This window comes from Rhodovibrio sodomensis, from assembly GCF_016583645.1.
Lineage (GTDB): Bacteria > Pseudomonadota > Alphaproteobacteria > Kiloniellales > Rhodovibrionaceae > Rhodovibrio > Rhodovibrio sodomensis.
Map to the genome: position 1 here is coordinate 43625 of NZ_NRRL01000007.1, position 25373 is coordinate 68997.

The window sequence follows — 25373 nt, forward strand, 5'->3', positions numbered from 1 at the left end:
CCTACGTGTCGCCACCCGTCGTGCGTCCTTCGACACGGCCCTTCGGGCCTGCTCAGGATGACGTCTTCGTTTTTATCCCATGAATATTAGTCTATATTGCATGAATATTCGACGTCATCCTGAGCAGGTCGACGCAGTCGGCCGTGTCGAAGGACGCCCGACGGCTATAGAAGCTTGAATGCCTGCTCTAACCGGACAGCCTCATAATCCGGGCGCGCCCGCTACCCCTTCGGCTCAGCGATCCCGTTGGCGCGGCAGCAGGCGGTGACGGTGTTGGCGAGCAGGACGGCGATCGTCATCGGGCCGACGCCGCCCGGCACCGGGGTGATCGCGCCGGCGACGCGGCGGGCGGCGTCGAAGTCGACGTCGCCGACCAGCGGGCCCTTTTCGCCCTCGCGCTCGGGCGGCAGGCGGTTGATGCCGACGTCGATCACCGTGGCGCCCGGCTTGATCCAGTCGCCCTGAACCATCCGGGTACGCCCCACCGCGGCGATCAGGATGTCGGCGGTGCGGCACACCTCGGCCAGGTTCCTGGTCTTGGAATGCGCGACCGTGACGGTGCAGCTGCGCGCCAACAGCAGCTGGCTCATCGGCTTGCCGACGATGTTGGAGCGCCCGAGCACGACCGCGTTGAGCCCGGTCAGGTCGCCCAGCTGGTGTTCCAGCAGCATCAGGCTCCCCATCGGCGTGCAGGGCACCAGCGCGCGGTCCAGCTGGCCGCGGCTGAGCAGGCCGGCGTTGACGACGTGGAAGCCGTCGACATCCTTGGTCGGCTCGATCGTCGCCAGCACCTTTTCCGAATCGATCTGCCCGGGCAGCGGCAACTGCACCAGGATGCCGTGGACGGCCGGGTCGTCGTTCAGCTGGCGCACCAGGTCGAGCAGCGTCCGTTCGGCCGTGTCGGCGGGCAGGCGGTGCTCGAACGACTGCATGCCGACCTCCGCCGTCTTCTTCGCCTTCATGTTGACGTAGACTTGGCTGGCGGCGTCCTCGCCCACCAGCACGACGGCCAGGCCCGGCTGGATGCCGTGCCGCTGCGTCAGCTGGTCGACCTGCCGGCCGACGCGCGCGCGGACCTCGCTGGCGAACGCCTTGCCATCGATCAATTGGGCGCCTGGGTTCTGCGGATCGGCCATTCGTGGGGGCACTCGCTTGGTTCTGTGGGTCGGGGTCGAGGTCGGTCCGGGCGGCACGCGGTGCGGGGGCGGCATCGGCCGCGCACGGCGACGACAAGTCTGCCGTCGCCCGAAGGCCTGGCGTTCGCCCGGAACCGCCATCGAACGATCCCAGACCGACGCGTCCCGCCTCGGCGCGGGCCGGGCGGCTATAGCTCATCGTGCAGACGCGCGGCAAGCGCGTCCGGATCGCCCGCCAGATGCACACGCTTGCGCCGCGCCGCCGTGCCCGCGACCAGCGTCACGTCGGACCTGGCGAGGCCCCAGCGCTTGGCGAGCAGCCTGACCAGCGCCTGGTTCGCCTTGCCGTCGGCGGGCGGCGCCTTCAGGCGCACCCGCAGCACGGGCGTGCCGTCGGCCAGCACCTCGACGCCGCCGACCCGGTCCGCCTTGGCCCCGGGCGTGACCTGCAGGTCGACGCGCAGACCGCCGTCGGCGGGCCGCCAGGGCCGCGCGCCGGTCATCGCCGGGCTGGAGAGCTACATGCCGCCCATGCCGGCGCCGGCCACCATCTCGTAGCGCAGGTTGCCGAGCACCCGCTGCACGAAGAACAGGCCCAGGATCAGGATGATCGGCGAGATGTCGATCCCGCCCAGGTTGGGCATGATGTTGCGGATCGGCCGCAGCGCGGGCTCCGTCACCCGGCCCAGGAAGTCCAGGATGGTATAGACCAACCGGTTGGTCGTGTTGATCACGTCGAAGGCGATCAGCCAGCTCAGGATCGCGGAAATGATGATCGCCCAGATGTAGAGATCGATCGCGACGATGATGATCTCGATCAGCGGGCCCAGGATGACCATGAAGCAGCTGCCTCTCGGGAGCGTGGGACGGGAAGGCCGGGCGGCCCCGTTCGGATCTGTCGACGGCCGCGTCCGAACGCACGGGTGCGCGCGGGCCGGGCGGAAAAGCCGGCGCCAATCTAGTCATGGCCGCACCGCGAGACAAGCCGCTGCCGGTCTCGGCGCGACCGGACCTCACCCGCTGCCCGGTGCGCGGCGAACAAACGCGATCGGCGCAAATCGCCCCTTGATCCGCCCGGGGCGGATTTGCATGCTCCGGCGCGCAGCGACGCCCGCCGGCCGCGCACGTCCCAGCGATCGTCGGCGGGCGTCATCCGGCCCTTGTGTCCAAGCCCGGCGCGGGCTACATGAGGGCTGCGCCGCGCGCGGGCTGACGCGCCCGCTCGCGCGCGACAGCGTGGGGCCGTAGCTCAGCTGGGAGAGCGCTAGAATCGCACTCTAGAGGTCGCGGGTTCGAGTCCCGCCGGCTCCACCAATTTTCCCCCGCCGTTCGCTTCGTTCCCCGCCGCATTTCCGGCCCGCGCCGTGTCGCTGTTCGCGCGGGCATGTCCGTCCAGCGCCGGCGTGGTGGGGGCTGCGCGCCCGACGTTGGCGCGTGCGTAGGGCGGTTACGTTCGATCGGCCGGCGACGGCGCGGGCATCGGCCGCGGCCTACCGCCCGAGGGCCTGCTCGTAGATCTGCTTTGTTTCGGCATCGAAACAGCAGAACATGACCTTTTCCGGCAGCGCCATCTCGGCGAGCGCGGCGCGCACCGTGTCGACGGCGATCCGGGTGGCGCGGTCCAGCGGGAAGCCGTAGGCGCCGGTCGAGATCGCCGGGAAGGCGACCGTGCGGGCGTCGTGCTCCGCGGCCCGTTTCAGGGAGTTGCGATAGGCCTGCGCCAGCGTGTCGTCCTCGCCGGCGGTGCCGCCGGACCAGACCGGGCCGACCGTGTGCACCACGTGCCGGGCGGGCAGCTTGAAGCCGGGCGTGACCACCGCCTGCCCGGGCGCGCAGCCGCCGATCTTCTGGCAGGCGTCCTTCAGCTCCGGCCCGGCCGCGCGGTGGATCGCGCCGTCGACGCCGCCGCCGCCGGCGAGCTGCTTGTTCGCCGCGTTGACGATGGCGTCGACCTCCAGCTGCGTGATGTCGCCCTGGATGACCTCGATGCGGGCGTCGACGCTGTCGCTCATGGCTGCTGCCTCCTGCTCGCGAGCCGATCCGGCCTTCACGCAGGCCGCCGAAGCTAGCGCGGGGCGTCGGCTTCGGCGGTCGGGCCGTCCGGCTGTGACTGTGCCGTTTCGTTCGTGCCGGCCGCCTCGCCGCGCGGGCCGCGGTGGATCACCCAGAGCGCGAGCGCGATCGCCGGCAGGCCGATCGCGGCCGCGATCAGGAAGAAGTCGACGTAGCCGCGGGTGTCCACCACGATCCCGCCGAAGCCGCCCATGAATTTCCCCGGCAGGGTCATCAGCGAGGAGAACAGGGCGTACTGCGTGGCCGTGTAGGCGGTCGATGTCAGGGACGACAGGTACGCGACGAAGACCGCCCCGGCAAGCCCACCGGCCAGGTTGTCCGCGCTGATCGTCATGGTCAAAAGCCGGATGTCCGGGCCGGCCTGGGCCAGGACCGCGAACAGCAGGTTGGTGACCGCGACCAGGAGCGCCCCGATCACCAGCGGCCGCAGCACTCCCAGCCGCGCCACCAGCAGCCCGCCCAGGAAGGCGCCCGCGATCGACATGGCGAAGCCGAACACCTTGGTGACGCTGGCGATCTCCGCCTTGGAGAAGCCGAGGTCGATGTAGAAGGGATTCGCCATCACCCCCATGGTGATGTCGGACAGGCGGTAGACGGCCACGAACGCCAGGATCATCAGCGCCGCCCGGCCGTAGCGGCCGAAGAAGTCGAGGAACGGGCAGGCCACCGCGCCGTACAGCCAGGCGAGCGTGCGCCGGACGCCGGCCGGCATGCGCGCGCCCGCCAGGCGGGCGGGCAGGCGCGCGCCGTGTTCGGCGGCCAGGTCGCGCTGCTTCTCCGGCTCCCGGATCAGCAGCACGGTCGCCATGCCGACGCCCATGCAGGCCGCCATCGCGGTGTAGGCGGCGGGCCAGGAGACGAATTCCGCGATGTAGAGCGCGCCCGCGCCCGCGACCAGCAGCGCCAGCCGGTAGCCCAGGATGTAGGCCGCCGCCATCGCGCCCTGCACCGCGCGCTGCACCGCCTCGATCCGGTAGGCGTCGATCGCGACGTCCTGGGTGGCGGAGAAGAACGCGATCGCGACCGCGACCATCGCCAGGCGCGGGATGTCCGCGCTCGGATCCGAGGCCGCGATCGCCAGCAGCCCGGCCGCCACGCCGACCTGGCCCAGCAGCATCCAGCTGCGCCGCCGGCCGAGCCAGCGGGTCAACAGCGGCAGGCGCATCCGGTCGACCACCGGCGCCCAGACGACCTTGATCGAGAACATGATCCCGGCCCAGGAGAAGAAGCCGATCGTGGTCGCGGTCACGCCGTCCTCGCGCAGCCAGGCGGACAAGGTGGCGAAGATCAACAGGAACGGCAGGCCGGCGGAGAACCCCAGGAACAGCATCCCGGCCACCCGCGGGTGCAGGTAGACGCGCGCGGACAGGAGCCAGCTCGCCAGCCAGCCGCGCTGGGCGGCGGGGTCGGGGGACGCGTTCATCGGCTGCGGCTCGCTCCCATCGTTGCGCGGCCGGTGTAACCCGACCGCGCCCGCCCACGCCATCGCCGACGCTGTGACGGTGTTAAGACCGCCACTGTCCGGGCGGGCGGGTTAATTTTCGAGTCATCAAGCGAACGTCGGATTGTGTCGTTCGGGTCGGACTCGACCTGCGAAAGGCCCGTGTGGCGTCCTTCGACACGGCCGCTGACGCGGCCTGCTCATGATGACGTCCAAAAAGAAAAAAGGGATGGCTATATCAGCAGTTAAAAACATCGACGTCGTCCTGAGCAGGCCCGCGAAGCGGGGCGTGTCGAAGGGCGCCTGACGGGTCGATGCCGCCGGCAACCTCCTCTCCTCGACCCTCTCCTCCCAGTCGAGGAGCGGGTATGAGTTCTCACCCCCGCTTGTTCAGTCGCGCGGCGTAAAACCCGTCCATGCCGCCCTGCTCGGCCCAGTGGCAGGGCAGGGTGCGCAGGTCGCCGTGCGCGGTGATCGCCTCGGCCGGGACGCCCAGCTCCTCGGCGCTGACCGGCATCCGTTCGAAATCGTTGCGGTCACGCAACAACGCCTGGACCCGTTCGACGCCCTCCTCCGGCTCGAGCGAGCAGACGGCGTAGACCAGCGTGCCGCCGGGGGCGAGCATCTCGGCGGCGGCGGCCAGCAGCGCGGCCTGCAATTCGGCCATCGCGGCGGGGTCTTCCGGGCGCTTCAGGTGGGCGATGTCGGGGTGGCGGCGCAGCGTGCCGGTCGCGCTGCAGGGCGCGTCCAGCAGGATCTTTTCGGGCGTGTCCGGCGGGGTCCAGGTCTGGATCTCCGCGGCCACGGTGGCGGCGGCGAGCGACAGCCGGGCCAGGTTTCCCTCCAGCTGGCGCAGCCGGGTTTCCGAGCGGTCGACCGCCATGACGTGGGCGCCGGCCGCGGCCAGCTGCGCCGTCTTGCCGCCGGGCGCGGCGCACAGGTCGAACACGCGCTGCCCGTCGACCGCGCCCAGCAGGCGCGCGGGCAGGGCGGCGGCGGCGTCCTGCACCCACCAGGCGCCGTCGTCGTAGCCGGGCAGCCTGCGCACGTCGCCGCGCGCGCCGGTCAGGCGCAGCGTGCCGCTCGGCAGGCGGATCGCGTCCAGCTTCTGCGCCCAGCCGTCGGGGTCGGCCTGCACGCTCAGGTCCAGCGGCGGCTCGGCCAGCTGCGCCTGGGCGATCGCATGCGCGGTGGCCTCGCCGTAGGCGGCCGTCCAGCGCCGCCACAGCCAGTCGGGCGCGGACAGGCGCGCCGCGTCTTGGCTCGCCAGGATTTGCGCGCGCTCCCGGTCCAGGCGGCGCAGCACGGCGTTCAGCAGGCCCTTGTGCGCGCCCACGCGCACGCCGGTCGCCAGCCCCACCGTCTCGCCGACGGCGGCGTGCGCCGGCACCTCCAGGATCAACAGCTGGGCCGCGCCCAGGCGCAGCAGATCCTGCACCGCGTTCAGCTTGCCCTTCAGCGGCTTGTCCAGGCAGCGCGCGATCGCGTCGTCCAGCTGGCCGAGCCGGCGCAGCACGGTCGCCGCCAGGTGCCGGGTGAACGCGCGGTCGCGCGGCGCCAGGTCGTCCAGGCGCGGCGTGTCCGCCAGCGCGTCCTCCAGCGTGCGCCCCTTGCGCAGCACCGCGCGCAGCAGCTCGAACGCGGCCCGACGGGCTTCCCGGCCGGCGGCGGGTTGGGTCTCGGTCTCGCTCATGCCCGCGCATGTAGCACGGCCGCGGCGTTCGTGCGGAGGGGAGATTTTCAGCTGGGCCACCACAGCGGAGATCAAGGAGGCCAAGCCGGTTCTGTTCCTTGGCGGCCTCGCGTGCTGGCGGTAAAGATTCTTACTTGTACTGCTTGAGGGCCTCGCGGGCGAGGGCGTCGGCGCGTTCGTTCTCGGGGTGGCCGGCGTGGCCCTTGGTCCAGGCCCATTCGACCTCGTGGGTCTTCAGCGCGGCTTCCAGGCGCTGCCACAGGTCCTTGTTCTTGACCGGCTTGTTGTCCGCCGTCTTCCAGCCCTTGCGCCGCCAGGCGTGGATCCACTGGGTGATGCCCTGGCGCAGGTAGTTGCTGTCGGTGACGATCCGGACCCGCCGGTTCTCGCCCTTGATCGCCTCCAGCACCTGGATCGCGGCCATCAGCTCCATGCGGTTGTTGGTGGTCTCCGGCTCGCCGCCCGCCAGTTCCTTTTCGTGGCCGCGCCAGCGCAGGATCGCGCCCCAGCCGCCTGGGCCCGGGTTGCCCGAGCAGGCACCGTCGGTGAACGCCTCGATCCGGTCGCCGCTGTCGCCGCTGCCGTTCCGGCCGGTCATGCCCGTCCTGTTAGTTCGTTGCAATCGCGTAACTAATCCCCTCTCCTCCCAAGGGAGCAGCGGGGACCCGCCGGTCGTCCCTGCCACCAAGGCATGCAGACCATCGATCTCAGCAGTTAGGTCAGCCCGTACGCGCCGGGCCCGCGGACGTCGCGGTGGAAGCGCAGCTTGCGCAGGTACTCCCGCGGGTCCTTGGGCGCGACGTAGGCGCCCTCCGGGTGGTTCAGCCAGTCGAACAGGCGGGTCAGCAGGAAGCGCATCGCCGCCCCGCGCGCCAGGGTCGGGATCGCCTGCAGCTCCGCGTCGGAGAAGCGGCGGACTTCCTGGTAGGACTGCAGCAGGGCGCGCGCCTTGGTGGCGTTGAAGTCGTTGTTGGTCTCGAAGCACCAGGCGTTCAGGCAGACCGCCAGGTCGTAGGCCAGCTGGTCGTTGCAGGCGAAATAGAAGTCGATGAAGCCCGACACCTCGCCCTGGTGGAAGAACACGTTGTCGGGGAACAGGTCGGCGTGAATCACGCCTTCCGGCAAGTCGCGCGGCCAGGCCTGTTCCAGCACGTCCAGCTCGGTCTTGAGCTCGCGCGCCAGGCCCGGCTCGACCTCGTCCGCGCGCGCGCCGCAGGCCTCCAGCAGCGGCCGCCAGCCGTCGACGCTCAGGTCGTTCGGCCGACGCAGCGGGAAGTCGCGCCCGGCCGCGTGCATCTCGCCGATCGCGCGGCCCAGCTTGCGGCAGTGGTTCACATGGATGCGCTTGGGCCACATCCCCTGCAGGAACGTCACGATCGCCGCCGGCCGGCCGCACAGCTCGCGCAGCGCCTGCCCGTCGCGCCCGTGGATCGGCGTCGGGCAGCGGATGCCGCGCCCGGCCAGATGTTCCATCAGCCCCAGGAAAAACGGCAGGTCGTCGCGCTTCACCCGCTTTTCGTACAGGGTGAGGATGTAGGTGCCGGTGGTCGTCGAGAGCAGGAAGTTGGAGTTCTCCACGCCCTCGGCGATCCCCTTCATCGAGACCACCTCGCCCAGGTCGTATTCCCGCAGAAAGGCCGCGACGTCGTCGTCGGTGACTTCGGTGTAGACGGCCATGCGTGCCCGGGGGAAGTGGGTATGGAGACGTCTGAGACGGGGGCGCGCCGGTTCCGCCGACACGCTCGGCGGAGCTCGGGGAGCCGGCTAAGGGCGCCGGCGCCTAGCGGGCGGGCGAGGCCTCGACCGGGTCGGTGTCGATGAGCGCGCGGGGCAGCTTGAACTGGATGTTCTCGTCGGTCACGCGCACCTCCTCGACGGTCACCTCGAAGCGCTCGCGGCAGGCGGCGATCACCTCGTCGACCAGGATCTCGGGGGCGCTGGCGCCGGCGGTGATGCCCAGGCTCTCGACGCCGTCCAGTTTCGACCAGTCGATGTCGCGCGCCCGCTGCACCATGAACGACGGCGCGCAGCCGCGCCGCTCGCCGACCTCGACCAGCCGCTGCGAGTTCGACGAGTTGGGCGCGCCCACCACCAGCAGCGCCTGCGCGGAACTGGCGATCGTCTTGACCGCCTCCTGCCGGTTGGTGGTGGCGTAGCAGATGTCTTCCTGCTTGGGCGTGGAGATGTTCGGGAAGCGGCGCTGCAGCACCTGCACGATGTCGGCGGTGTCGTCGACCGACAGGGTGGTCTGGGTGACGAACGCCAGGTTGTCCGGATCCTCGACCTGCAGCCGTTCGGCCTCGTCAGTGTCCTGCACCAGCTTGATCGCGCCGTCGGGCAGCTGGCCCATCGTGCCCTCGACCTCCGGGTGGCCGGCGTGGCCGATCAGGACGACGACCCGGCCCTTGCCGTGCTGGCGTTCGGCCTCCCGGTGGACCTTGGAGACCAGCGGACAGGTCGCGTCGAGGTAGAACATCTTGCGCCGCTCGGCTTCCTGCGGAACCGCCTTGGGGACGCCGTGGGCGGAGAACACCACCGGCTTGTCGACCGGCACCTCGTCCAGCTCGTCGACGAAGATCGCGCCCTTTTTCTCCAGCTGCTCGACCACGTAGCGGTTGTGTACGATCTCGTGGCGGACATAGACCGGCGCGCCGTACTTCTGCAGCGCCCGCTCGACGATGTCGATGGCGCGCTCAACGCCGGCGCAGAAGCCGCGCGGGCCGGCGAGGTAGATGGTCAGCGGCGGTTTGCTCATGGCGTGGCTGCGGTCCTCTCGGCTGCGGTCGCCGGGTCTGCGGTCGCCGGGTCTGCGGTCGCCGGGTCTGCGGTTGGGGCTATCCGGCCTGCACGTCTGCGGTCGGCGGGCCGATCGCGCGGCCGGTCGCGAGCCTTGTGCGCGCCGGGCCGCTTTCCTAAAGTCGCGCCAACGTCCGCGCGTCCGGCGTCCGGCGCCTCGGCGCATGGCTTGGGGCGTATGGCGTGGACAGTAACCCAACACCGCCGCCGGAAGGAACCCCGCATGGCCGACCGCATTCCCGCCCAGAAGGCGCCCTACCCGGTCCAGCTGGAAGCCGGCAAGACCTATGCCTGGTGCGCCTGCGGCCGGTCGGCGAACCAGCCGTTCTGCGACGGCTCGCATTCCGGAACTGGCCTGGCGCCCAAGGTGTTCAAGGCCGAGCAGAGCCGCACGGCCGCGCTGTGCGGCTGCAAGCAGTCCGGCGACGAGCCGTTCTGCGACGGGACGCATGCCAAGCTGTAAGGTCCGCTGGATCCGGCCAGCCGCGCCGCGACTCAGGCGCGCCGCCCCATTTTCCGCATTCTGACGAGAGGTCGACTGCGCGTGCCGCGCTTCATCCCCCGCCGCCCCGGTGCCGCCCCGGCGCTCGCCGGCCTTGCCGCCCTGCTCGCTCTCGCCGGCTGTGCCAGCGACGACCAGCCCGCGCGGCTGGTCTGCCCGCCCGCCGTGATCCCGCAGGAAAGTTCCCAGTTGATCGCCTTCCAGGGCGGCGGGCGCGACCTGACCGATGTGCGCTTCGATTTGCAGGTGAGCGACGTCGCGCTGACCTGCGAATTGGAGCGCGACGACGATGCGCGCACGCTGGAGACCGAGCTCGGCGTGCGCTTCACCGCCGAGAAGGGCCCCGCGAACACCGAAGGGGTCGCCAGCGGCCGGTACTTCGTCGCCGTCGTCGGGCCCGACGGCAAGGTCTTGAAGCGGCGGAGCTTCGACATCGAGCTCGAGCTGCCGGGCAACCAGACCCGGGTCGCCGCGGCGCAGTACCTGTCGCCCACGATCCCGGTCGCCGATGGCGCGGCGACCGACGCCTATACGATCTACGTCGGGCTGGTGCTGACGCCCGCGCAGCTGCGCTACAACCGCGCCAACCTGGGCGGATGACCGCGCCGGCGACTCGGCCGGCCGGCGCGGCCGACCGGCCATTGTTGCGCGCAGGCAACACGGTTGTGTCAATCGCGGGACCCGTACCGGCTGGTCTTTATTCGGGCAGTTTTCTATGGTGGCCTTCCGATCGTGCTTAACCGCCGCGCTGGTATTCCTGGACGAAGCCGCGCGCAGCGGCTTACAAATCGCACCGTCAGCAACAACATCTGCCTAGAACGAAGGGGGTTAAAGAGATGACGTTCCGTATCGCCAAGACGCTCGGCATCGTGGCCGTCCCGGCGCTGCTCGCGGCCGGCTGCGCCCAGACCAACGAGGACCTGATGTCCCAGGTCGAGAGCAACACCCAGACCGCGCAGAGCGCGCAGCAAACCGCGCAGCAGGCGCTGGAAGAGGCCCGCGCCGCCCGCGAGGCCGCGGAGCAGGCCCAGCAGAACGCCGAGCAGGCCCAGCGCGCCGCCGAGGCCGCGAACGAGAAGACCCAGCGGATGATGCAGAAGTCGATGCAGAAATAAGCATCGACCCGCACAGCGGACAACGCCCGTCTTTGTTGGCGGACGTGAGATGAACAGGCCGTACCGGTTCAATTCGGTACGGCCTGTTCTTTTTATGGGCGTGTCGAACGCGGCGTGTCGAACGCGGCGCGTCGATCGCGGCGTCGAAGTTCGCCGGGCCTGGGCGGCGCGACAGCGGCACACCCTGAGCGGCTGTTCATGCCCGTGCGACCGAACGGCTGCGACCGAACGCCTGCGGCCGGGCGGTTAGGCCCCTACCCGACCGCGACCGGATGCACCGGCTCATGGCGGCCGTGCAGCTGGACCGGGTCGAGGGCACGTAGCTGGGCGCCGTCGGGGACCGCCCCGCCGGCGGCCTCGATCGTGGCGCGGCTGGCCAGCACGGTGGTGCCGGCCTGGACGTTGAGCCGCTCCAGCCGGGCGGCAACGTTCACCGCGTCGCCGTAGACGGTGTAGCTCAACCGGTCCTGACAGCCGACCGAGCCGGCGACGACCGAGCCCGTGTGCACCCCGATCCGGGTGGTCAGGTGCACGCCGTCGGCGACTTCCCGGGCGGCCAGCCGGGCCTGGATCTCCAGCGCCGCGCGCAGCGCCCGGGCGGCGTGGTCGTGCTGTTCGACCGGCACGTTGAACGCCGCGTGCACGCCGTCGCCGATGAAGTTGACGATGGTGCCGCCGTGCTGGGTGATCGGCTCGGCGACCAGTTCGAAGTACGCGTTCAGCAGCTTGATCGTTGCGTCCGGCGTCATCCGCTCGGCGAGCGCGGAGAAGCCGGCGATGTCGGTGAACAGGATCGTCGCGGTGCGGGTTTCGCCAGCGATCCGGCCGTCGGTGCCCTGGGCGATCAGCGTTTCGGCGACTGGCTGGGTGACGTACTTGCCGAACATGTCCTCGATCCGGCGGCGTTCGCGCAGGCCGGCGACCATGGCGTTGAACGGCCGGCTCAGGCTGCCCAGCTCGTCGTCCGATACCGCGGGCAGCCGGACTTCCAGGTCGCCCGCCTGAACCGCGCGGAAGCCGGCCACCAGCTGGTCGACCGGGCGCAGCAGGGTGCGCAGCACGAACACCCCGGCGATCGTCGCCGCCACCAAACTGCCGATCATGTCGAGCGCGACCGCACCCTCGGTGTCCAGCCCCTGCGCCGCGCGCACGTGCGCGAGCAGCGAGACGTCGAGCAGCACCAGCGCGGTCGGCACCACCGCGAGCGCGAGCGCGACCAGCCCGAGCTTGGCCGGCAGGGTACCGGTCGGCCCCGGCACGGCGCGTGCGTCGAGGCCCAGCGCCCGGCGCCCCTCCGCCGCCGCGTCGCTGGCCGCGAAGAAGGCGTAGAAGCCGAAGTAGAACAGGTAGACGAAGCTGAACCAGCAGGTCGCCAGCAGGCGCACGTCCGGGTCGACCGCGCGGAACGCCGCGGGATCGCGCACGAACACGCCGGACAAGAATACGGCCGTGCAGTAGGCGAGGGTGACCAGGGCGACCCAGCCGACCGACAGCGCCGGCAGCCGGTCCAGCCGGGCCTGCGCGCGGCCGCGATCCGCCGGATCACCGGTTCGAAGCGCCCGGGCGATCGGCCGGGCGATCGCCATCGCGCCCAGCAGGTTGAGCGCGATCAGGAAGCCGACGTTCCAGGCGATCGCCAGGCCCCAGGCCTCAAGGTTGCCGGAGACCAGAATGAAGGCGCCCGTGAAGCCGAGGTCGACGAGCGCCGTGCCCGCCATCAGCAGGAGGTAACGCGGCCACATGGGAGATCGGGCCCTTCGGCCACAGAAGACATCAACGGGGTCTGCCGCGTCGATACGCAGACGCGGTAAGATCCGTTCAGTCGGGACCCGGCCGCGCCAGGGCCACGTTGACGGCCTCGACGTCGGCGTCGGGGATCACCCGCTGGGCGATCGTCTGCCGGCGCAGGCTGGCGTCGTCGAACGCGCGCAGGCCGTTGTGCTGCATCAGCCCGCGCAGCTTGCGCACGTAGGTCTGGCCTTCCTCGGAATACTTGGTCAGCGTGCCGGCCAGCTGGTAGCCGTCGATCCGGCGGTCCTGCGCGCGCATCCGCGCGCGCTGCTGACGAAGGCTGGCGTAGGCGCCGGTGGTGTTCAGGTTGCGCACGTACGCCTCGACCGACTGCAGCAGGCTGTCGAACGCGCGGACTTTGAAGCCCTCGGCCCGCTGCGGGTCCATGCCCGGCGTGTCCGCGCTCCAGGTGCGCTGGCCGAACAGGGCGTTGCCCTTGCGGGCGAAGCGGGAGGTGCCCCAGCCGCTTTCCAGGATCGACTGCGTGATCGCCAGCGACGGCGGCACCACGTCGGCGCGGATCAGCAGCTGGTCGAAATCGATCGCCGCCGGCTTGTCCGCCTCGACCCGGTACTTGGCCGCCGTCGCCATCAGCCAGCTCCGCTCCCGCGGGTTCAGCCGGTCAAGGCGGTTGCGCAGGCTGCGGATCCGCTCGCGCTCGGCCAGTACGCGTTCGTTCGCCTTCAGCACCAGCGGCAGCATCAGGCGGACGAACAGCTGCTTTTTCGCCTCGACGGGCGCGAAGTCCCGCAGGCCCTCCGGCAGGTCCTCGACGTAGACGCGCGGCACTTCCGGGCCGCCCTCGCGGACGCCGTCGACGTGGTAGTTCATGCTGGCGAAGTACCTGGCGAGCGGCTGCGGGCCGTCCGGCAGGCGGACCACCGCCCAGGTCTGGCCTTCCGCGTTCGCCGTCCGGCGGGCCAGCCCCTCGGCGTCGAGCAGGTCGGCGATCTGCGGGCTGTATTCCACGCTGGCATTGCGCGTCACCGGCCCGCCCAGGATCACCGTCACCGCCATGGCGCACGCCGCCAGCACCGCCAGCGCCAGCACCGCGCGCTCGCGCTTCGGCCCGACGATCGCCCGCACCAGGCTCTTCGCCCCGGTTGGGCCGGGGGACTTCGACGCGTCCGCGCCGCGGGTTCGAGGACCGGTTGGGCCTGCGGGATCGCTCATCTGACGTTTGCCTCCTGCTAGGCGGACCGCGGGATCGGCGGATCCGTGGGCACGCGGAACGAGGCTGGCCAACCTGGCCGGCTTCGTCCGGATTTAAGGATCGGCGGGCCGCGCAACGGGCGCGGCGCCGAGAGCGACATGCCTGAACGCCGGTTCGGCCTTTTGGCTGACTTTCGCTCTCACGTCTCCATATGCGGACGCGGTTGAGCCGAGAGGGGGATCACCTGTCGGCACCTTGTCTTGGGACGCCCGTTCAGCATGTCGGGCGGGCGTACAGGTTGCAACCTTTTGGATTCGCCGCACTTTCCCCGCAAACGCCAGCGCGTGCAGCGAAAAAACCTGCCGAAACCGGTCGTTAGCCCGGACCGCTCAGACGGTTTCGGCCAAGCCGTTACGAGTGCGGAACGAATTCGCGGGCGGTTCAGACGATACTGGCGATGTCCGAATCGCTCAGGTTGCCCGGCACCACGGTCATCGGGATTCGCAGCTTGCCGACCAGCTTGCCGGTCAAGGCGGAGATCAGCGGACCCGGCCCGCCCTGGCCGGTGGAGGCGCCCAGCACCAGGATCGAAATCGCCGGTTCTTCCTGAATCAGGCGGATCAGTTCGTCGTGCCGCTGGCCTTCGCGCAGGAACAGGATCGGGGTGCTTCCGGACCAGTCCTGCGCCTTGGCGGCGTAGCGCTGCAGCAGCTTCTCCGCTTCGGCGCGGGATTCCTGCCGCATCAGATCCCCGACCGCCATCCAGTTCTGGAAGTCGTTCGGCTCCAGCACGTGCAGCAGCGCGACGCGCCCGCCGGTGTGCGCGGCCCGGCCGCAGGCGAAGCGCAGCGCGACCTCCATCTCCTCGGTGTCGTCGACCACGACCAGGAAGACCCGGCGTTCACTGCCGGTCGTGGCGCTCGGATAGTCGGCGAACGATTTTTCGGAGGGGTCGGCGCTCATCGGGCGGAACTCACGGTTTGGCCCAAAGCGGGCGGGGCCAGCGGGATCGGACCCGTCGGTGTCGGGTGCGGGCGGACCGGGCCGGTGCGGCGACCCCGCTCAGGCTTTCCGGAACAGGGCATAGCCGCCCCATCCTGCCAGCAGCGCGACGATGATCGCAACGAGCCCGTAAAGCGCCGCATACTCATAGGCGAATCGGGTGAGCGTTGCCTCGACGCCCACCTTGGAGACGATCAGGGGCGTGGTCTGCGCGCTCACCACCTGACCGTCGCGCAGCAGATACGTCTCCACCTGATAGCTGCCGGTGGGCACGTTGGCGGGGAAATAGACCTCCGTGCGGAACAGCCGCGCGCCCAGGAAGACGACCGGCCGGACGCTGGCCGAATACAGGCCCTTGCGCTGCTTGGCACGGATCAGCGCGTCGCGCCACTCCTGAGCGACGTTGGGGCTGGCCTTGGCCGGCGGCAGGGAGATGTTGAGCGCGTCCAGGCCGATGCCGTTGCGCTGGCGCAACTGCGGGGGGGCGAGCTGGCTGAGCGGTGCGCTCGCCGCCACGGCGTAGAAGCTGGGCACCCGCTCGAAAGTCATCGACGCGGTGTTCATCCAGATCCCGACCACCCGCGACTTGCGGCGCATCGTGACCGGGGTCGACGGGCCGCGCACGACCACCGCGACCTCGCCCGGCGAACTGCCGTCGGCCGGCTGCCCGACCGCGCCGAACAGCAGCACCTCGGTCCCGGTGAAGCCCGTGGTGATCGCCACCAGGTGCTTCGACAGGTCGGCGACCAGATCCTGGCTGTGGCCGCGCTCCGCCGGCACGCCCGAGAGCACGACGGCGCCCAGCAGAACGGTGGCGAGCGGCTGCAGGCGCCGGCGCAACCATGTGATTGCCCGGTGCGCGCTCATGCCCCGACCCCGATCGAATAGACGTCGGCGGGGACGCTGACCAGCTCGTAGAGCAGCCGCAGCGCCACGCCGATCACCAGCACGCCGAGCAGGATGCGCAGCGTTTCGCCCGGCAGGCGGCTGCCCACGCGGCTGCCGTACTGCGCGCCGACCACCCCGCCCAGCAGCAGCATCAGCGCCAGCACGACGTCGACCGTCTGGTTCTGCACGGCCTGCAGGAAGGTGACGTTGGCGGCGACGAAGATGATCTGGAACAGCGACGTGCCGATCACCACGCTGGTCGGCATGCCCAAGAGGTAAATCATCGCCGGCACCAGCACGAAGCCGCCGCCCACGCCCATGATCGCGGACAGCACGCCCACGCCGAAGCCGATCCCGAGCGGCAGCAGCGCCGACATGTACAGCCGCGAGCGGTGGAAGCGCATCTTGAACGGCAGGCCGTGCGCCCAGTTGTGCTGGTGCAGCTTGCGCGCCGGCAGCTTGCGGCTGGTGCGCAGGAACGCCGCCACGCCCTCCCAGGTCATCAGCACGCCCACCGTGCCGAGGACGAGCACGTAGGACAGGTTAATCACCAGATCGATCTGGCCGATCTCGCTCAGCAGCTTGAACAGGCTGACGCCGGAGGTCGAGCCGGCCAGACCGCCGACCAGCAGCACCGTCCCCATCTTGACGTCGACGTTGCCGCGGCGGAAATGCGCCAGCACGCCGGAGATCGAGGAGGCGACGACGTTGTTCGCCTGGGTCGCCACCGCGACCGGCGGCGGCACGCCGATGAAGATCAAAAGCGGGGTCATCAGGAACCCGCCGCCCACGCCGAACAGGCCCGACAGAAAACCGATCACCCCGCCCAGGCCGAGCAGCAGGAACACGTCCAGCGACAACTCGGCGATCGGCAGGTAGATTTGCATCGCGTAATCGGGTGCAACCGCGGATGTGATGGACGTCGGGCAGGGCGGCGCGCCGCCCGGCTCGCGTCGGGCGGGCATCCGCGATGGACGGCATGGCGACCACCCTACTGCCGCACCGCCCCAGGCGCAAACGCTGGGCGGACGCCGCTTGTTGCGGGCGCGAATGTGACGGGACCGCGATCCGGACCGCGGTCACGCGGCCTGTCCCCTCGCGTCCCGTTGCTCTAACTTCTTGAAGAAAGCGCACGAGGCTGAAAGGCGGGTCTACCCTTCGGCCTCGTGCCCAAGAGCAAGATGCTGCAAGGTGAAGCCACCTTCCAGCTGAATCTTGCTCTCTCTTCAAGCCGTTAGAGCAAAATTCACGATGAAGGTCGACTCGACCTTCATCGATTTTGCTCTAGTCCAGCAGGAAGCCCACGGCCTGCTTGGCTTCCTTCAGCACCGGCTGGGCGATCTCGGCGGCGCGGTCGGCGCCGTCGGCGAGGATCCGGTCGATCTCCGCCGGGTCGTTGCGCAGGCGGGTCATCTCCTGACCCATCGGTCCGAGCTTCTCGACCGCGAGCTCGGCCAGCTGCGGCTTGAAGCCGCCGAAGCCCTGCCCCTCGAAGCGCTGCAGCACCTCGCGCCAGCTCTCGTTGGCGAGCGCGGCGTAGATGCCGAGCAGGTTGAAGCACTCCGGCCGGCTCTTGCGGGTGTGCTCCGGCAGGTCGCCGGACTCGTCGAGCACGTCCGGGCCGGGCAGCATGTCCGGATCGGTGCGGGCGCGCTTGATCTTGTCGGCGATCGTGTCGCGGTCGTCCGACAGATTGATCCGGGTCATGTCCGAGGTGTCGGACTTGGACATCTTCTTCGACCCGTCGCGCAGGCTCATCACCCGCGCGGCCGCTCCCATGATGATCGGCTCCGGCAGCGGGAAGACGCCGTTCTCGTCGCCGCCGCGATAGTCGTAGTTGAACTTCTGCGCGGTGTTGCGGGCGAACTCCAGGTGCTGCTTCTGGTCGTCGCCCACGGGCACGTGGGTCGCCTTGTAGGCCAGGATGTCGGCGGCCATCAGGGCGGGGTAGATATACAGCCCGGCGCTCGCCTGCTCGCGGTGCTTGCCGGCCTTTTCCTTGAACTGGGTCATCCGGTTCAGCCAGCCGATCCGCGCCACGCAGTTGAAGATCCAGGCAAGCTCGGCGTGGGCGGACACGCGCGACTGGTTGAAGATGATGCTCTTCTTGGGATCGATCCCGGCGGCGAGGTAAGCGGCGGCGACCTCGCGGGTGTTCGGGCCGAGCGCGCTCGGCTCCTGCCAGACGGTGATCGCGTGCAGGTCGACGATGCAGTAGATCGCCTCGGCCTCGTGCTGCAGATCGACGAAGTTCCGGATCGCGCCCAGGTAGTTGCCGAGGTGCAGGGCGCCCGTCGGCTGCACGCCGGAGAAGATGCGCTTCATCGCTGGAAATGCCCGCTTGTCCTAGGGGTTGAGCCGCGCTGCGGTTATGGCCGCGCGCACCCACCCGGTCAAGCCAACGGACGTGCGTGATCGAGGCTCACCACCAAGACACCAAGGAAGGCTTTTTACCACAGAGGGCACGGAGGACACTGAGGGGACGGTGGCGCGTCCATCAGCCCGCCCCCAGCGTTTGACAGCGGTGACGCAAGTTCTCTTGCGCGCGCCGCGCGCGATCCTTTCTCCTCCGTGCCCTCTGTGTCCTCTGTGGTGAAATCTGCTCTCTTGGTGTCTTGGTGGTGAACCCCGTTACTCTGCCACCCGGCGCTGGCGGAAGACGCTGGCGATTTCGCGCACGTCGGCCGCGCGGGTCACCACGGCGAAGCCGAAGTAGACCGCCATGCCGCCGAGCACGAGCGCGGCCAGCGCGCCGGCCCGCGCGGCCAGTCCGCCGGTCAGCCAGGGCATCGCGAAGGACTGGCCGGCGACCAGCACCCCGCCCATCAGCAGGCTGGCGAGCGCGATCCGCGGCAGCCGGCTCTTCAGGCGCATGTCGGCGACCAGGAAGCGCGCGCGCCGGAGCCAGAGCGCGAGCAGGCCGGCGTTCACCCAGGCGGCGACGGCGGTGGCGAGCGCGATCCCGACGAAGCCGATCCAATAGAACAGGCCGACCGTGAGCAGGATGTTGACCCCGACCATCCAGGCCGCGGCGACGAACGGGCTCCAGGTGTCCTCCCGGGCGAAGAAGCCGGGCTGCAGGATCTTGATCAGCACGTAGGCCGGCAGACCGAGCGCGAAGGCGCCCAGCGCCCAGGCGGTCGCCACGGCGGCCTCGGCGTCGAACGCGCCGCGTTCGAACAGCACGCTCACGATCGGCCAGGGGATCGCGACCAGGGCAACGGTGGCCGGCAGGGTCAGCAGCAGGGCAAGCTCGACCCCGCGGTTCAGGCTGTCGCGCGCGGCCTGGTCCTGGCCGGCGCGCAGCTTGCGCGACAGATCGGGCAGCAGGACCACGCCGAAGGCGATCCCGATCAGCCCCAGCGGCAACTGGTACACCCGGTCGGCATAGTACAGGTAGCTGACCGCGCCCGGCTGCAGCGAGGCGACGATCGTGCCGACCAACAGGTTCAGCTGCAAGGCGCCGGCGGAGGCGACCCCGGGGCCCATCAGCCGGAGCGTGCGGCGCACGCCCGGCGTCAGGCGCGGCCATGGGAAGTCCAGCGTGATGCCCGCCCGCCGGGCCGCCCAGATCATCGCCAGGAACTGCGCAACCCCGGCCGCCGTCACCGTCCAGGCGAGCGCCGGGCCCGCCGGCGCGTCGGCCAGCGGGATCACCGCCAGCAGGGTGGCGATGAACAGGACGTTGAGCAGGATCGGCGCGGCCGCCATCGCGGCGAACCTGTAGAGCGCGTTGAGCACCCCGCCGTAAAGCGCGACCAGCGAGACGAACAGCAGGTAGGGAAACGTCAGGCGGGTCAGCAGCACCGCCTGGTCGAACTTCGCCGGGTCCTGCGCGAACCCGGGCGCCAGGAGGTGCATCAGCTGCGGCATCGCCAGCAGCGCGGCCAGGGTGAACGCCAGCAGCGCGGCCGTCAGCACGCTCAGCGTCTCCTCCGCCAGCCGCACCGCGGCGGCGCGGCCGTCCTCCTCCAGCCGGCGCGCGAACAGCGGCACGAACGCGGCCGAGAACGCGCCCTCCGCGAACAGCCGGCGGAACAAGTTGGGGAATCGGAAGGCGACGAAGAACGCGTCCGCGACCGGCCCGGTGCCGATCACCGCGGCCATCAGGATGTCGCGCACGAACCCCAGGATCCGGCTGATCCCGGTATATCCGCCGACCGTGGCGAGCGAGCGCAGGAGGGACATGGGTGGCTGGCGTCTCGTGCGGGCGTGGGCCGCCCTGATAGCCGACGCGCGCGGGGCGGCGAAAGCGCTTTGCGCCAACTTGCCTGAACAACGGGCAAGCGTGGTCACCGGCGACCTACCGGGTTTTCACGGCGCGCGCGGGCGTGCGATGTTACCGCCCGGCGAGGGGATCGCCGTCAGCCGCCCGGTCGGTCTGCGAACCGCCCGGACCACGGGGCATCGGCGTTATTTCGGGGGACTTCCGCGCAACCGTACGGGCGCCCGGGGTGGGCGTCCGCGACCGACGGGAGATCTCGGCTGATGCGTGTCTTTTCCGCGCCCGCCCTGCGCATGCCGGCGGTGCTGCTCGGCGCCGTGCTGCTCGTGTCCTGCCAGCAGATGGGCGCGGACCTGAGCCGTCTCGGCCAGGCGATCTCGGGCGGCGGCGATCCGCAGGAGCTCTACCAACAGGCCCGCGAGCTGGACGCCCAGGACCGCGACGGCGAGGCGGTACCGCTGTACCGGTCGGCCGCGCGGGCCGGCAGCGCGGAGGCGGCCTACGAACTGGGCGAAGCCTACCGCGACGGCGAAGGCGTCGCGCCCGACCTCGAAGAAGCCGCCGACTGGTTCAACCGGGCTGCCCAGCAGGGGTCGCCGCGCGGGCAGTACCTGCTGGGCCGGGCGGTCGCCGAGGGCCGCGGGGTCGAGCAGGATTCCGAGCGGGCCGCGCGCTGGTTCGCCCGCGCCGCCGCGCAGGGGTACCCGCCCGCGCAATACGCGCTCGCCCGGGCGTTCATGAACGGCGAGGGCGTGCCGGCCGATCCGCTGTGGGCCGGGCGCTGGTACGGCAAGGCCGCCCGCCGCGGCGAACCGCAGGCGCAGTTCAGCTACGGCGCGATCCTGGCCGATGGGCAGCGCGTGCCGCGTGACCGCGCGCTCGGCTACGCGTTTCTGGTCCGCGCCGCCGAAAACGGCGTCGCCGCGGCCGCGCCGCTGGCCGAGCGTGTGCGCGCCGACCTCAGCCCGAGCCAGCGCCGGGCGGCCAAGCGCCACCTGGCGCAGATCCAGGCCGCGCCGAGCGACGCGTTCGCCGATCCGCCGACCGTGCGCTACCTGCAGGCGGCACTGCGGGCGCTGGGCCACGACGCCGGCCCGATCGACGGGCTGATGGGGCCGGCGACGCGCGCGGGAATCCGGTCGTTCCAGCGCGACCAGGGCATGGCGGTCGACGGCGCGTTGACCCCGGACCTGCTGCGCGCCGTTCTGCGGGCCACCCGGGTCGCGGCGTAGCGGCCGGCGGGTTCGCCGCGCGCGATCGCACGGCGTTGGGGCGGAAATCAGCCTGCGGGCGGGTTCGCCGGTCGGGTCTTCGCGCTACGTCTCGCTCGCGGCGTCGGCGTCGGTGTCCTCGCCGTCGTCGTCCGCCGCGTCGTCGCCGTCATCGTCGTCGCCGCCGTCGTCATCGTCATCGCCGCCGTTGTCACCGTCATCGCCGCCGTCGTCACCGGCGTCTTCCTGGGCGCCCAGCGTTTCCGCCGCCTCGGCGACGGCCTCGGGGGTGGCGTCGGCGGTCGGGTCGTCCGCGCTCGGCGCCGCGTCGGGCGTGAAGCCGAGCAGGCCGTTGACCGCCTCGACCGTCGCCGCGTCGATCGTGGTGGTGGCACTGCGCGCGGCGTCCGACAGCGCGGCCGCGGCCGCTTCCGCATCGCCGTCCTCGGCCGCCTCGGCGTAGCTGCCGATCTGCCCGACCACCGACCGGTCGGAGGCGTTCGCCAGTGCCGGCTGGGCCGCGCGCGCCGCGTTCAGGCTGCCCAGGCTGGCCGCGGTTACGCCGTCATCGCGATCGCCGTCGCGGTGCCCCGCGACCTCGGCGTCCAGGCCGGTGACGGCCCCGCTGCCGCGTACGCCGCGCCGCTGCGCCCCGGTGCGTCGCCGCCGAACCCGCCGCGCTCGGCGCTCCGCCCGGGTGCTTGGCCGCCGCGACCGGGGGCGTCCCCACTTCGGCCGGGCGCGCCGGCACTGGCGGACGCGCCGTTGCCTGGCCCCCCGCCGTTGCCGTTTCCGGGTCCGCCGCCGCTTGCCCCGGCGCCATTGCCGTTGCCGCGCGCGTCGGCGGTGTTGGCGGCGGTCGGGTCGTCCAGCGTGGGCGCGACCGGGGCGGCGACCAGAGCGAACGCCATCGCCGCGGCGCGCGCCCCGGCCAGCAGACGGCGCGCGGGACGGGGCTCGGTCGTGACGGTCGGGATGCCTGTCGTGCGGGGCATGTTGCCTCCTTGGCTGAATGCGGCCTTCTAACGATGGACAGATAGCAAGGCGCGCATCACTGCGGGATGAACGCGGTGTGTCATCCGCGTGCCGAAAACCCTGGATCTAGCCTGCATGCACCGGCCCGGAGCCCGAGAGCAAAATCGATGACGGTCGGGTCGGCCTTGATCTTGCTCTAGCTAGCGCCGCGTCCGGCCGACGCCTTCTGACCGGCCTTGCCGCCGCCGGGCTGGCTTTCCAGCACCTCGCCCAGCTTCTGGCGCAGCCGGCGGAGCTTCTGCTCGCTGTCGACCTTATCGCGCAGGGCGGTCTGGACGTAGAACACGTCGACCACCCGCTCGCCGTAGGTCGAGATCTTGGCGGCGTGGATCATCAGGTCGGCCTTGGTCAGCACCTGGGTCAGCTCGTACAGCAGGCCCGGCCGGTCGCGGCCGTTGACCTCGATCACCGTGTGCTTGGCGGAGATCGTGTTGTCGATCAGCACCCGCGGCGCGACGCGGAACGAATCGTAGCGGCTGGGCAAGCCGGAGCGCTGCTTCTCCAGCTCCTGCATCGGGCGGATCCGGCCGGCCAGGGTGCGTTCGATCACGCTCGCCACCCGCGCCAGCTTGTCCGACCGGTCGAACCGGCCGCCCTGGGCGTCGCGCACCCAGAAGGTGTCGAGCGCCATGCCGTTCTTCAGCGTGAAGATGCGCGCGGCCGTGATGCTGGCGCCCGCGACCGCGAGCGCGCCCGAAATGCGCGAGAACAGGCCCGGGTGGTCGGCGGTGTAGACGGTGATCTCGGTGACCCCGCGGTAGTCGTCGATCCGGGTGTCGACGGTGAGCGCGCGCGCCTCCCGCTCGGCGGTGCGGATCATCCGGGCGTGGCGCTCGTGCGTGGCCGCGTCGCAGGACAGCCAGTAGGACGGGTAGCCGCGGTCCAGGTGCGTCTCGACCTCGGCCTCGGTCCAATCGGTCAGGCGCTGGGCCAGCTCGTCCTTCGCCTTGGCGACCCGGCGGTCGCGCGCCTCGGCGTTGAAGCCGCCGGTCAGCTCGTCCTTGGTGTTCCAGTACAGATCGCGCAGCAGCGCCGCCTTCCAGCTGTTCCAGACCCCCGGCCCGACCGAGCGGATATCGGCCACCGTCAGGCACAACAGCAGGCGCAGCCGCTCCACCGACTGCACCGTGGCGGCGAAGTCGCGGATCGTGCGCGGCTCCTCCAGGTCGCGGCGGAAGGCGACCTTGGTCATGTCCAGGTGGTGCAGGATCAGCCACTGCACCGTCTCGCTCTCCTCGTCGCTCAGGCCCAGGCGCGGGCACAGCTTGCGGGCGATCTCGGCGCCCTTCTCGCTGTGGTCCTCGGGCCGGCCCTTGGCGATGTCGTGCAGCAGCACCGCGACGTAGAGCGCCCGGCGCGACAGCAGCTTGTGCACCACCTCGCTCGCGATCGGCGCGGTCTCGACCAACGCGCCGCGCTCGATCTTGGCGAGCTCGCCGATCGCGAAGATGGTGTGTTCGTCCACCGTGTAGTGGTGGTACATGTTGTATTGCATCTGCGCGACGATGCGCCCGAAGTCGGGCAGGAAGCGGCCCAGCACGCCCGCCTCGTTGAGCCGGCGCAGCGTCGTCTCCGGGTCGTGCTGGCTGGTCAGCATCTGCAGGAACAGGCGGTTGGCCTCCGCGTCCTCGCGCAGCTTGCGGTCGATGAACTTCAGGTTCTGGGTGATCCAGCGCAGCGCGCGCGGATGGATGTCCAGGCCGCGGCGCTGCGCGACCTCGAAGATCTTCAGGATCCGCACCGGCTTGCGCTGGAACGAACCGGGCTCGGCGACCGACAGCCGCTCGCCCTCGACCTTGAAGCCCTCCAGCGTCTTGTTGCGGCCCAGCCCGGGGAGGCGCAGCAGACGGGTGCGCTTGTGCTCCGCCTCCAGCTGGGCGCAGACGATCCGGGTCAGGTCGCCGACGTCCTTGGCGACCAGGTAATAGTGCTTCATGAACCGCTCGACCGCCGCCTGGCCGGCGTGGTCGTGATAGCCCATCAAGGGCGCGATGTCCTTCTGCAGGTCGAAGGTCAGGCGCTCCTCGGGCCGGCCGGTCTGGAAGTGCAGATGGCAGCGTAGGGTCCAGAGGAACGCCTGCGCCTTGTCGAAGCGCTTGGCCTCCTCCCGGGTGAACACGTTGCGGTCGACCAGCTGGGCGGCGTTGGCGACCTGGTAGACGTACTTGGTGATCCAGAACACGGTGGACAGGTCGCGCAGGCCGCCCTTGCCCTCCTTGATGTTCGGCTCCAGGTGGTAGCGGCTGTCGCCCAGGCGCTTGTGCCGCTCGTCGCGCTCGGCGAGCTTGGCCTCGATGAATTCGGCGGCGGTCTTGGCCTGCAGCTCCTCGGCGTAGCGCTGGGTCAGCTCGTCGAACAGCGCGCGGTCGCCCCACAGCAGCCGGCTTTCCAGCAGGTTGGTGCGCACCGTCACGTCGCCCTTGGCCATGCGCAGGCAGTCGTCGACGCTGCGCGTGGCGTGGCCGACCTTGAAGCCGAGATCCCAGAGGAAATACAGCACCTCCTCGACGACCTGCTCGGTGTGCGGCGTCATCTTCCAGGGCAGCAGGAACAACAGGTCGATGTCGCTTTGCGGCGCCAGTTCGCCGCGGCCGTAGCCGCCCACCGCGGCCAGGCAGATCTTCTCCCCGGCCGACGGGTTGGCGAGCGGGTGCAGGCGCTGGGTGACGTGGCCCAGGATCGCCCCGATCAGCTCGTCCGCCAGGTAGCAGGTCGCCTGCATCACCGCCCGGCCGGTCGCGTTGTCTTCGTAGAACCGGCGGTGGATCTCGGTGCGCCCGGTCCTAAGGTGCGTCTTCAGGGTCCGCAGCACCTGCGTGCGCGTCTTCGGGTCGGCCGTGCCCTGCGGCGTGTTGCGGGCCTCCTCCGGCGGGATCGGCGGCCCGGCGATCTGCGTTAGCTCCGCTTCCAGCCGCGTGCGGTCGAGCACGGCCGTGCGGTCCGGAATGGCGTGCGCGGTCGGCGGCTCCAGCAGGTGCCGGCCGGCGGTCCCCGGCGCGCCCGGACTGCTGTCCGCGGCCGGCTCGGCGGGGCCGGCGGGTCCGGCGGGGTCGGCGCCGCGCAGGTCGCTCTCGGCGACCTCGGTCTCGGATCGGCCGGTCTGGGATCGGCCGGTCTGGGCCACCCGTTCGGGAGCGGGACTTTCGGGGCTGTTCGCCAAGGCAAATCCTCGTCGGCTGTCTCGGGCGCGCAGTATCGCACGCCGGACCGGCGCGGTCGAACCGCCGGCCCGCAGGGCGGGCCCGACTCCGGCACGCGGCACCGGTCTTGACGCACCGCAGCATGATATGAATAGACAGACCGGTCAGTCTA

General features: G+C 70.7%; 23 protein-coding genes and 1 tRNA gene. 5 read left to right on the top strand and 19 right to left on the bottom strand.

All coding sequences use genetic code 11. The features are described 5' to 3' along the window. Nucleotides 1-221: 221 nt before the first annotated feature. The 3 genes from folD to CKO28_RS05465 form a co-directional block, all read right to left on the bottom strand. Entirely contained in the window at nucleotides 222-1136 is a 915-nt protein-coding gene (gene folD, locus CKO28_RS05455; protein ID WP_200339578.1) for a bifunctional methylenetetrahydrofolate dehydrogenase/methenyltetrahydrofolate cyclohydrolase FolD, read from the bottom strand. 188 nt (nucleotides 1137-1324) lie between these two features. After that, on the bottom strand, nucleotides 1325-1639 hold the full coding sequence (locus CKO28_RS05460) for a DUF167 domain-containing protein (RefSeq protein WP_200339580.1): 315 nt from the start codon (nucleotides 1637-1639) through the stop codon (nucleotides 1325-1327). Nucleotides 1640-1654: 15 nt separating this feature from the next. Next, nucleotides 1655-1975 carry a YggT family protein gene (locus CKO28_RS05465; RefSeq protein WP_200339581.1) on the bottom strand — a complete coding sequence of 107 codons (321 nt, stop codon included), beginning with the start codon at nucleotides 1973-1975 and terminating at the stop codon, nucleotides 1655-1657. Between the two features lie 399 nt (nucleotides 1976-2374). Here CKO28_RS05465 and CKO28_RS05470 point away from each other — a divergent pair. Next, nucleotides 2375-2450, top strand: a tRNA-Ala gene (locus CKO28_RS05470). A 176-nt stretch (nucleotides 2451-2626) separates the two neighbouring features. Here CKO28_RS05470 and CKO28_RS05475 read toward each other — a convergent pair. The 6 genes from CKO28_RS05475 to ispH all read right to left on the bottom strand — a co-directional run bounded on the left by CKO28_RS05475 (nucleotide 2627) and on the right by ispH (nucleotide 9098). Then, the gene (locus CKO28_RS05475) at nucleotides 2627-3148 is read right to left on the bottom strand and encodes an O-acetyl-ADP-ribose deacetylase (protein ID WP_200339583.1); all 522 of its coding nucleotides are present in this window, start codon (nucleotides 3146-3148) and stop codon (nucleotides 2627-2629) included. 53 nt (nucleotides 3149-3201) lie between these two features. Continuing rightward, nucleotides 3202-4632: an AmpG family muropeptide MFS transporter gene (locus CKO28_RS05480; RefSeq protein ID WP_200339585.1), complete on the bottom strand. Its 1431-nt coding sequence runs from the start codon at nucleotides 4630-4632 to the stop codon at nucleotides 3202-3204. A gap of 394 nt (nucleotides 4633-5026) precedes the next feature. Beyond that, nucleotides 5027-6343, bottom strand: a complete 1317-nt coding sequence (gene rsmB / locus CKO28_RS05485; protein WP_200339587.1) for a 16S rRNA (cytosine(967)-C(5))-methyltransferase RsmB — start codon at nucleotides 6341-6343, stop codon at nucleotides 5027-5029. A gap of 130 nt (nucleotides 6344-6473) precedes the next feature. Then, the gene (rnhA, locus tag CKO28_RS05490) at nucleotides 6474-6941 is read right to left on the bottom strand and encodes a ribonuclease HI (RefSeq protein ID WP_200339589.1); all 468 of its coding nucleotides are present in this window, start codon (nucleotides 6939-6941) and stop codon (nucleotides 6474-6476) included. Between the two features lie 116 nt (nucleotides 6942-7057). Further along, on the bottom strand, nucleotides 7058-8020 hold the full coding sequence (locus CKO28_RS05495; RefSeq protein ID WP_200339590.1) for a homoserine kinase: 963 nt from the start codon (nucleotides 8018-8020) through the stop codon (nucleotides 7058-7060). Between the two features lie 103 nt (nucleotides 8021-8123). Beyond that, nucleotides 8124-9098 carry a 4-hydroxy-3-methylbut-2-enyl diphosphate reductase gene (gene ispH / locus CKO28_RS05500; RefSeq protein ID WP_200339591.1) on the bottom strand — a complete coding sequence of 325 codons (975 nt, stop codon included), beginning with the start codon at nucleotides 9096-9098 and terminating at the stop codon, nucleotides 8124-8126. Nucleotides 9099-9362: 264 nt separating this feature from the next. Here ispH and CKO28_RS05505 point away from each other — a divergent pair, with 264 nt between their 5' ends. The 3 genes from CKO28_RS05505 (at nucleotide 9363) to CKO28_RS05515 (ending at nucleotide 10756) form a co-directional block, all read left to right on the top strand. After that, on the top strand, nucleotides 9363-9602 hold the full coding sequence (locus CKO28_RS05505; RefSeq protein WP_200339592.1) for a CDGSH iron-sulfur domain-containing protein: 240 nt from the start codon (nucleotides 9363-9365) through the stop codon (nucleotides 9600-9602). An 81-nt stretch (nucleotides 9603-9683) separates the two neighbouring features. Further along, entirely contained in the window at nucleotides 9684-10241 is a 558-nt protein-coding gene (locus CKO28_RS05510) for a hypothetical protein (RefSeq protein ID WP_200339593.1), read from the top strand. Between the two features lie 236 nt (nucleotides 10242-10477). Continuing rightward, the gene (locus CKO28_RS05515; RefSeq protein WP_200339595.1) at nucleotides 10478-10756 is read left to right on the top strand and encodes an Lpp/OprI family alanine-zipper lipoprotein; all 279 of its coding nucleotides are present in this window, start codon (nucleotides 10478-10480) and stop codon (nucleotides 10754-10756) included. Between the two features lie 254 nt (nucleotides 10757-11010). On the opposite strand, the gene CKO28_RS05520 is transcribed toward CKO28_RS05515, so the two are convergent. The 7 genes from CKO28_RS05520 to murJ all read right to left on the bottom strand — a co-directional run bounded on the left by CKO28_RS05520 (nucleotide 11011) and on the right by murJ (nucleotide 19778). Next, nucleotides 11011-12498 (bottom strand): adenylate/guanylate cyclase domain-containing protein, encoded by a 1488-nt coding sequence (locus CKO28_RS05520; RefSeq protein ID WP_200339597.1) that lies wholly within the window; start codon nucleotides 12496-12498, stop codon nucleotides 11011-11013. A 76-nt stretch (nucleotides 12499-12574) separates the two neighbouring features. After that, on the bottom strand, nucleotides 12575-13720 hold the full coding sequence (locus tag CKO28_RS05525; RefSeq protein WP_200339599.1) for a glucosaminidase domain-containing protein: 1146 nt from the start codon (nucleotides 13718-13720) through the stop codon (nucleotides 12575-12577). Between the two features lie 421 nt (nucleotides 13721-14141). Beyond that, the gene (locus CKO28_RS05530) at nucleotides 14142-14663 is read right to left on the bottom strand and encodes a universal stress protein (protein ID WP_200339601.1); all 522 of its coding nucleotides are present in this window, start codon (nucleotides 14661-14663) and stop codon (nucleotides 14142-14144) included. Between the two features lie 99 nt (nucleotides 14664-14762). Continuing rightward, a complete protein-coding gene (locus tag CKO28_RS05535) occupies nucleotides 14763-15569 on the bottom strand; it encodes a TIGR02186 family protein (protein ID WP_200339603.1) in 807 nt (268 codons plus the stop codon). Then, nucleotides 15566-16477: a sulfite exporter TauE/SafE family protein gene (locus CKO28_RS05540; protein ID WP_200339604.1), complete on the bottom strand. Its 912-nt coding sequence runs from the start codon at nucleotides 16475-16477 to the stop codon at nucleotides 15566-15568. The genes CKO28_RS05535 and CKO28_RS05540 overlap by 4 nt, the downstream gene beginning before the upstream one ends. Nucleotides 16478-16874: 397 nt before the next feature. Continuing rightward, nucleotides 16875-17915, bottom strand: a complete 1041-nt coding sequence (gene trpS / locus CKO28_RS05545) for a tryptophan--tRNA ligase (protein WP_200339605.1) — start codon at nucleotides 17913-17915, stop codon at nucleotides 16875-16877. Between the two features lie 306 nt (nucleotides 17916-18221). Next, nucleotides 18222-19778 (bottom strand): murein biosynthesis integral membrane protein MurJ, encoded by a 1557-nt coding sequence (gene murJ / locus CKO28_RS05550; protein ID WP_200339607.1) that lies wholly within the window; start codon nucleotides 19776-19778, stop codon nucleotides 18222-18224. 300 nt (nucleotides 19779-20078) lie between these two features. Here murJ and CKO28_RS05555 point away from each other — a divergent pair, with 300 nt between their 5' ends. Beyond that, on the top strand, nucleotides 20079-21047 hold the full coding sequence (locus CKO28_RS05555) for an SEL1-like repeat protein (RefSeq protein WP_200339609.1): 969 nt from the start codon (nucleotides 20079-20081) through the stop codon (nucleotides 21045-21047). Between the two features lie 84 nt (nucleotides 21048-21131). Here CKO28_RS05555 and CKO28_RS05560 read toward each other — a convergent pair whose 3' ends face one another. The 3 genes from CKO28_RS05560 to CKO28_RS05570 form a co-directional block, all read right to left on the bottom strand. Continuing rightward, complete coding sequence (locus tag CKO28_RS05560; RefSeq protein ID WP_200339610.1) at nucleotides 21132-21509, bottom strand: hypothetical protein; 378 nt, start codon at nucleotides 21507-21509, stop codon at nucleotides 21132-21134. 74 nt (nucleotides 21510-21583) lie between these two features. Then, on the bottom strand, nucleotides 21584-22021 hold the full coding sequence (locus CKO28_RS05565) for a hypothetical protein (RefSeq protein ID WP_200339611.1): 438 nt from the start codon (nucleotides 22019-22021) through the stop codon (nucleotides 21584-21586). A 176-nt stretch (nucleotides 22022-22197) separates the two neighbouring features. After that, complete coding sequence (locus CKO28_RS05570; RefSeq protein ID WP_242480352.1) at nucleotides 22198-25221, bottom strand: [protein-PII] uridylyltransferase; 3024 nt, start codon at nucleotides 25219-25221, stop codon at nucleotides 22198-22200. Nucleotides 25222-25373 lie beyond the last annotated feature (152 nt).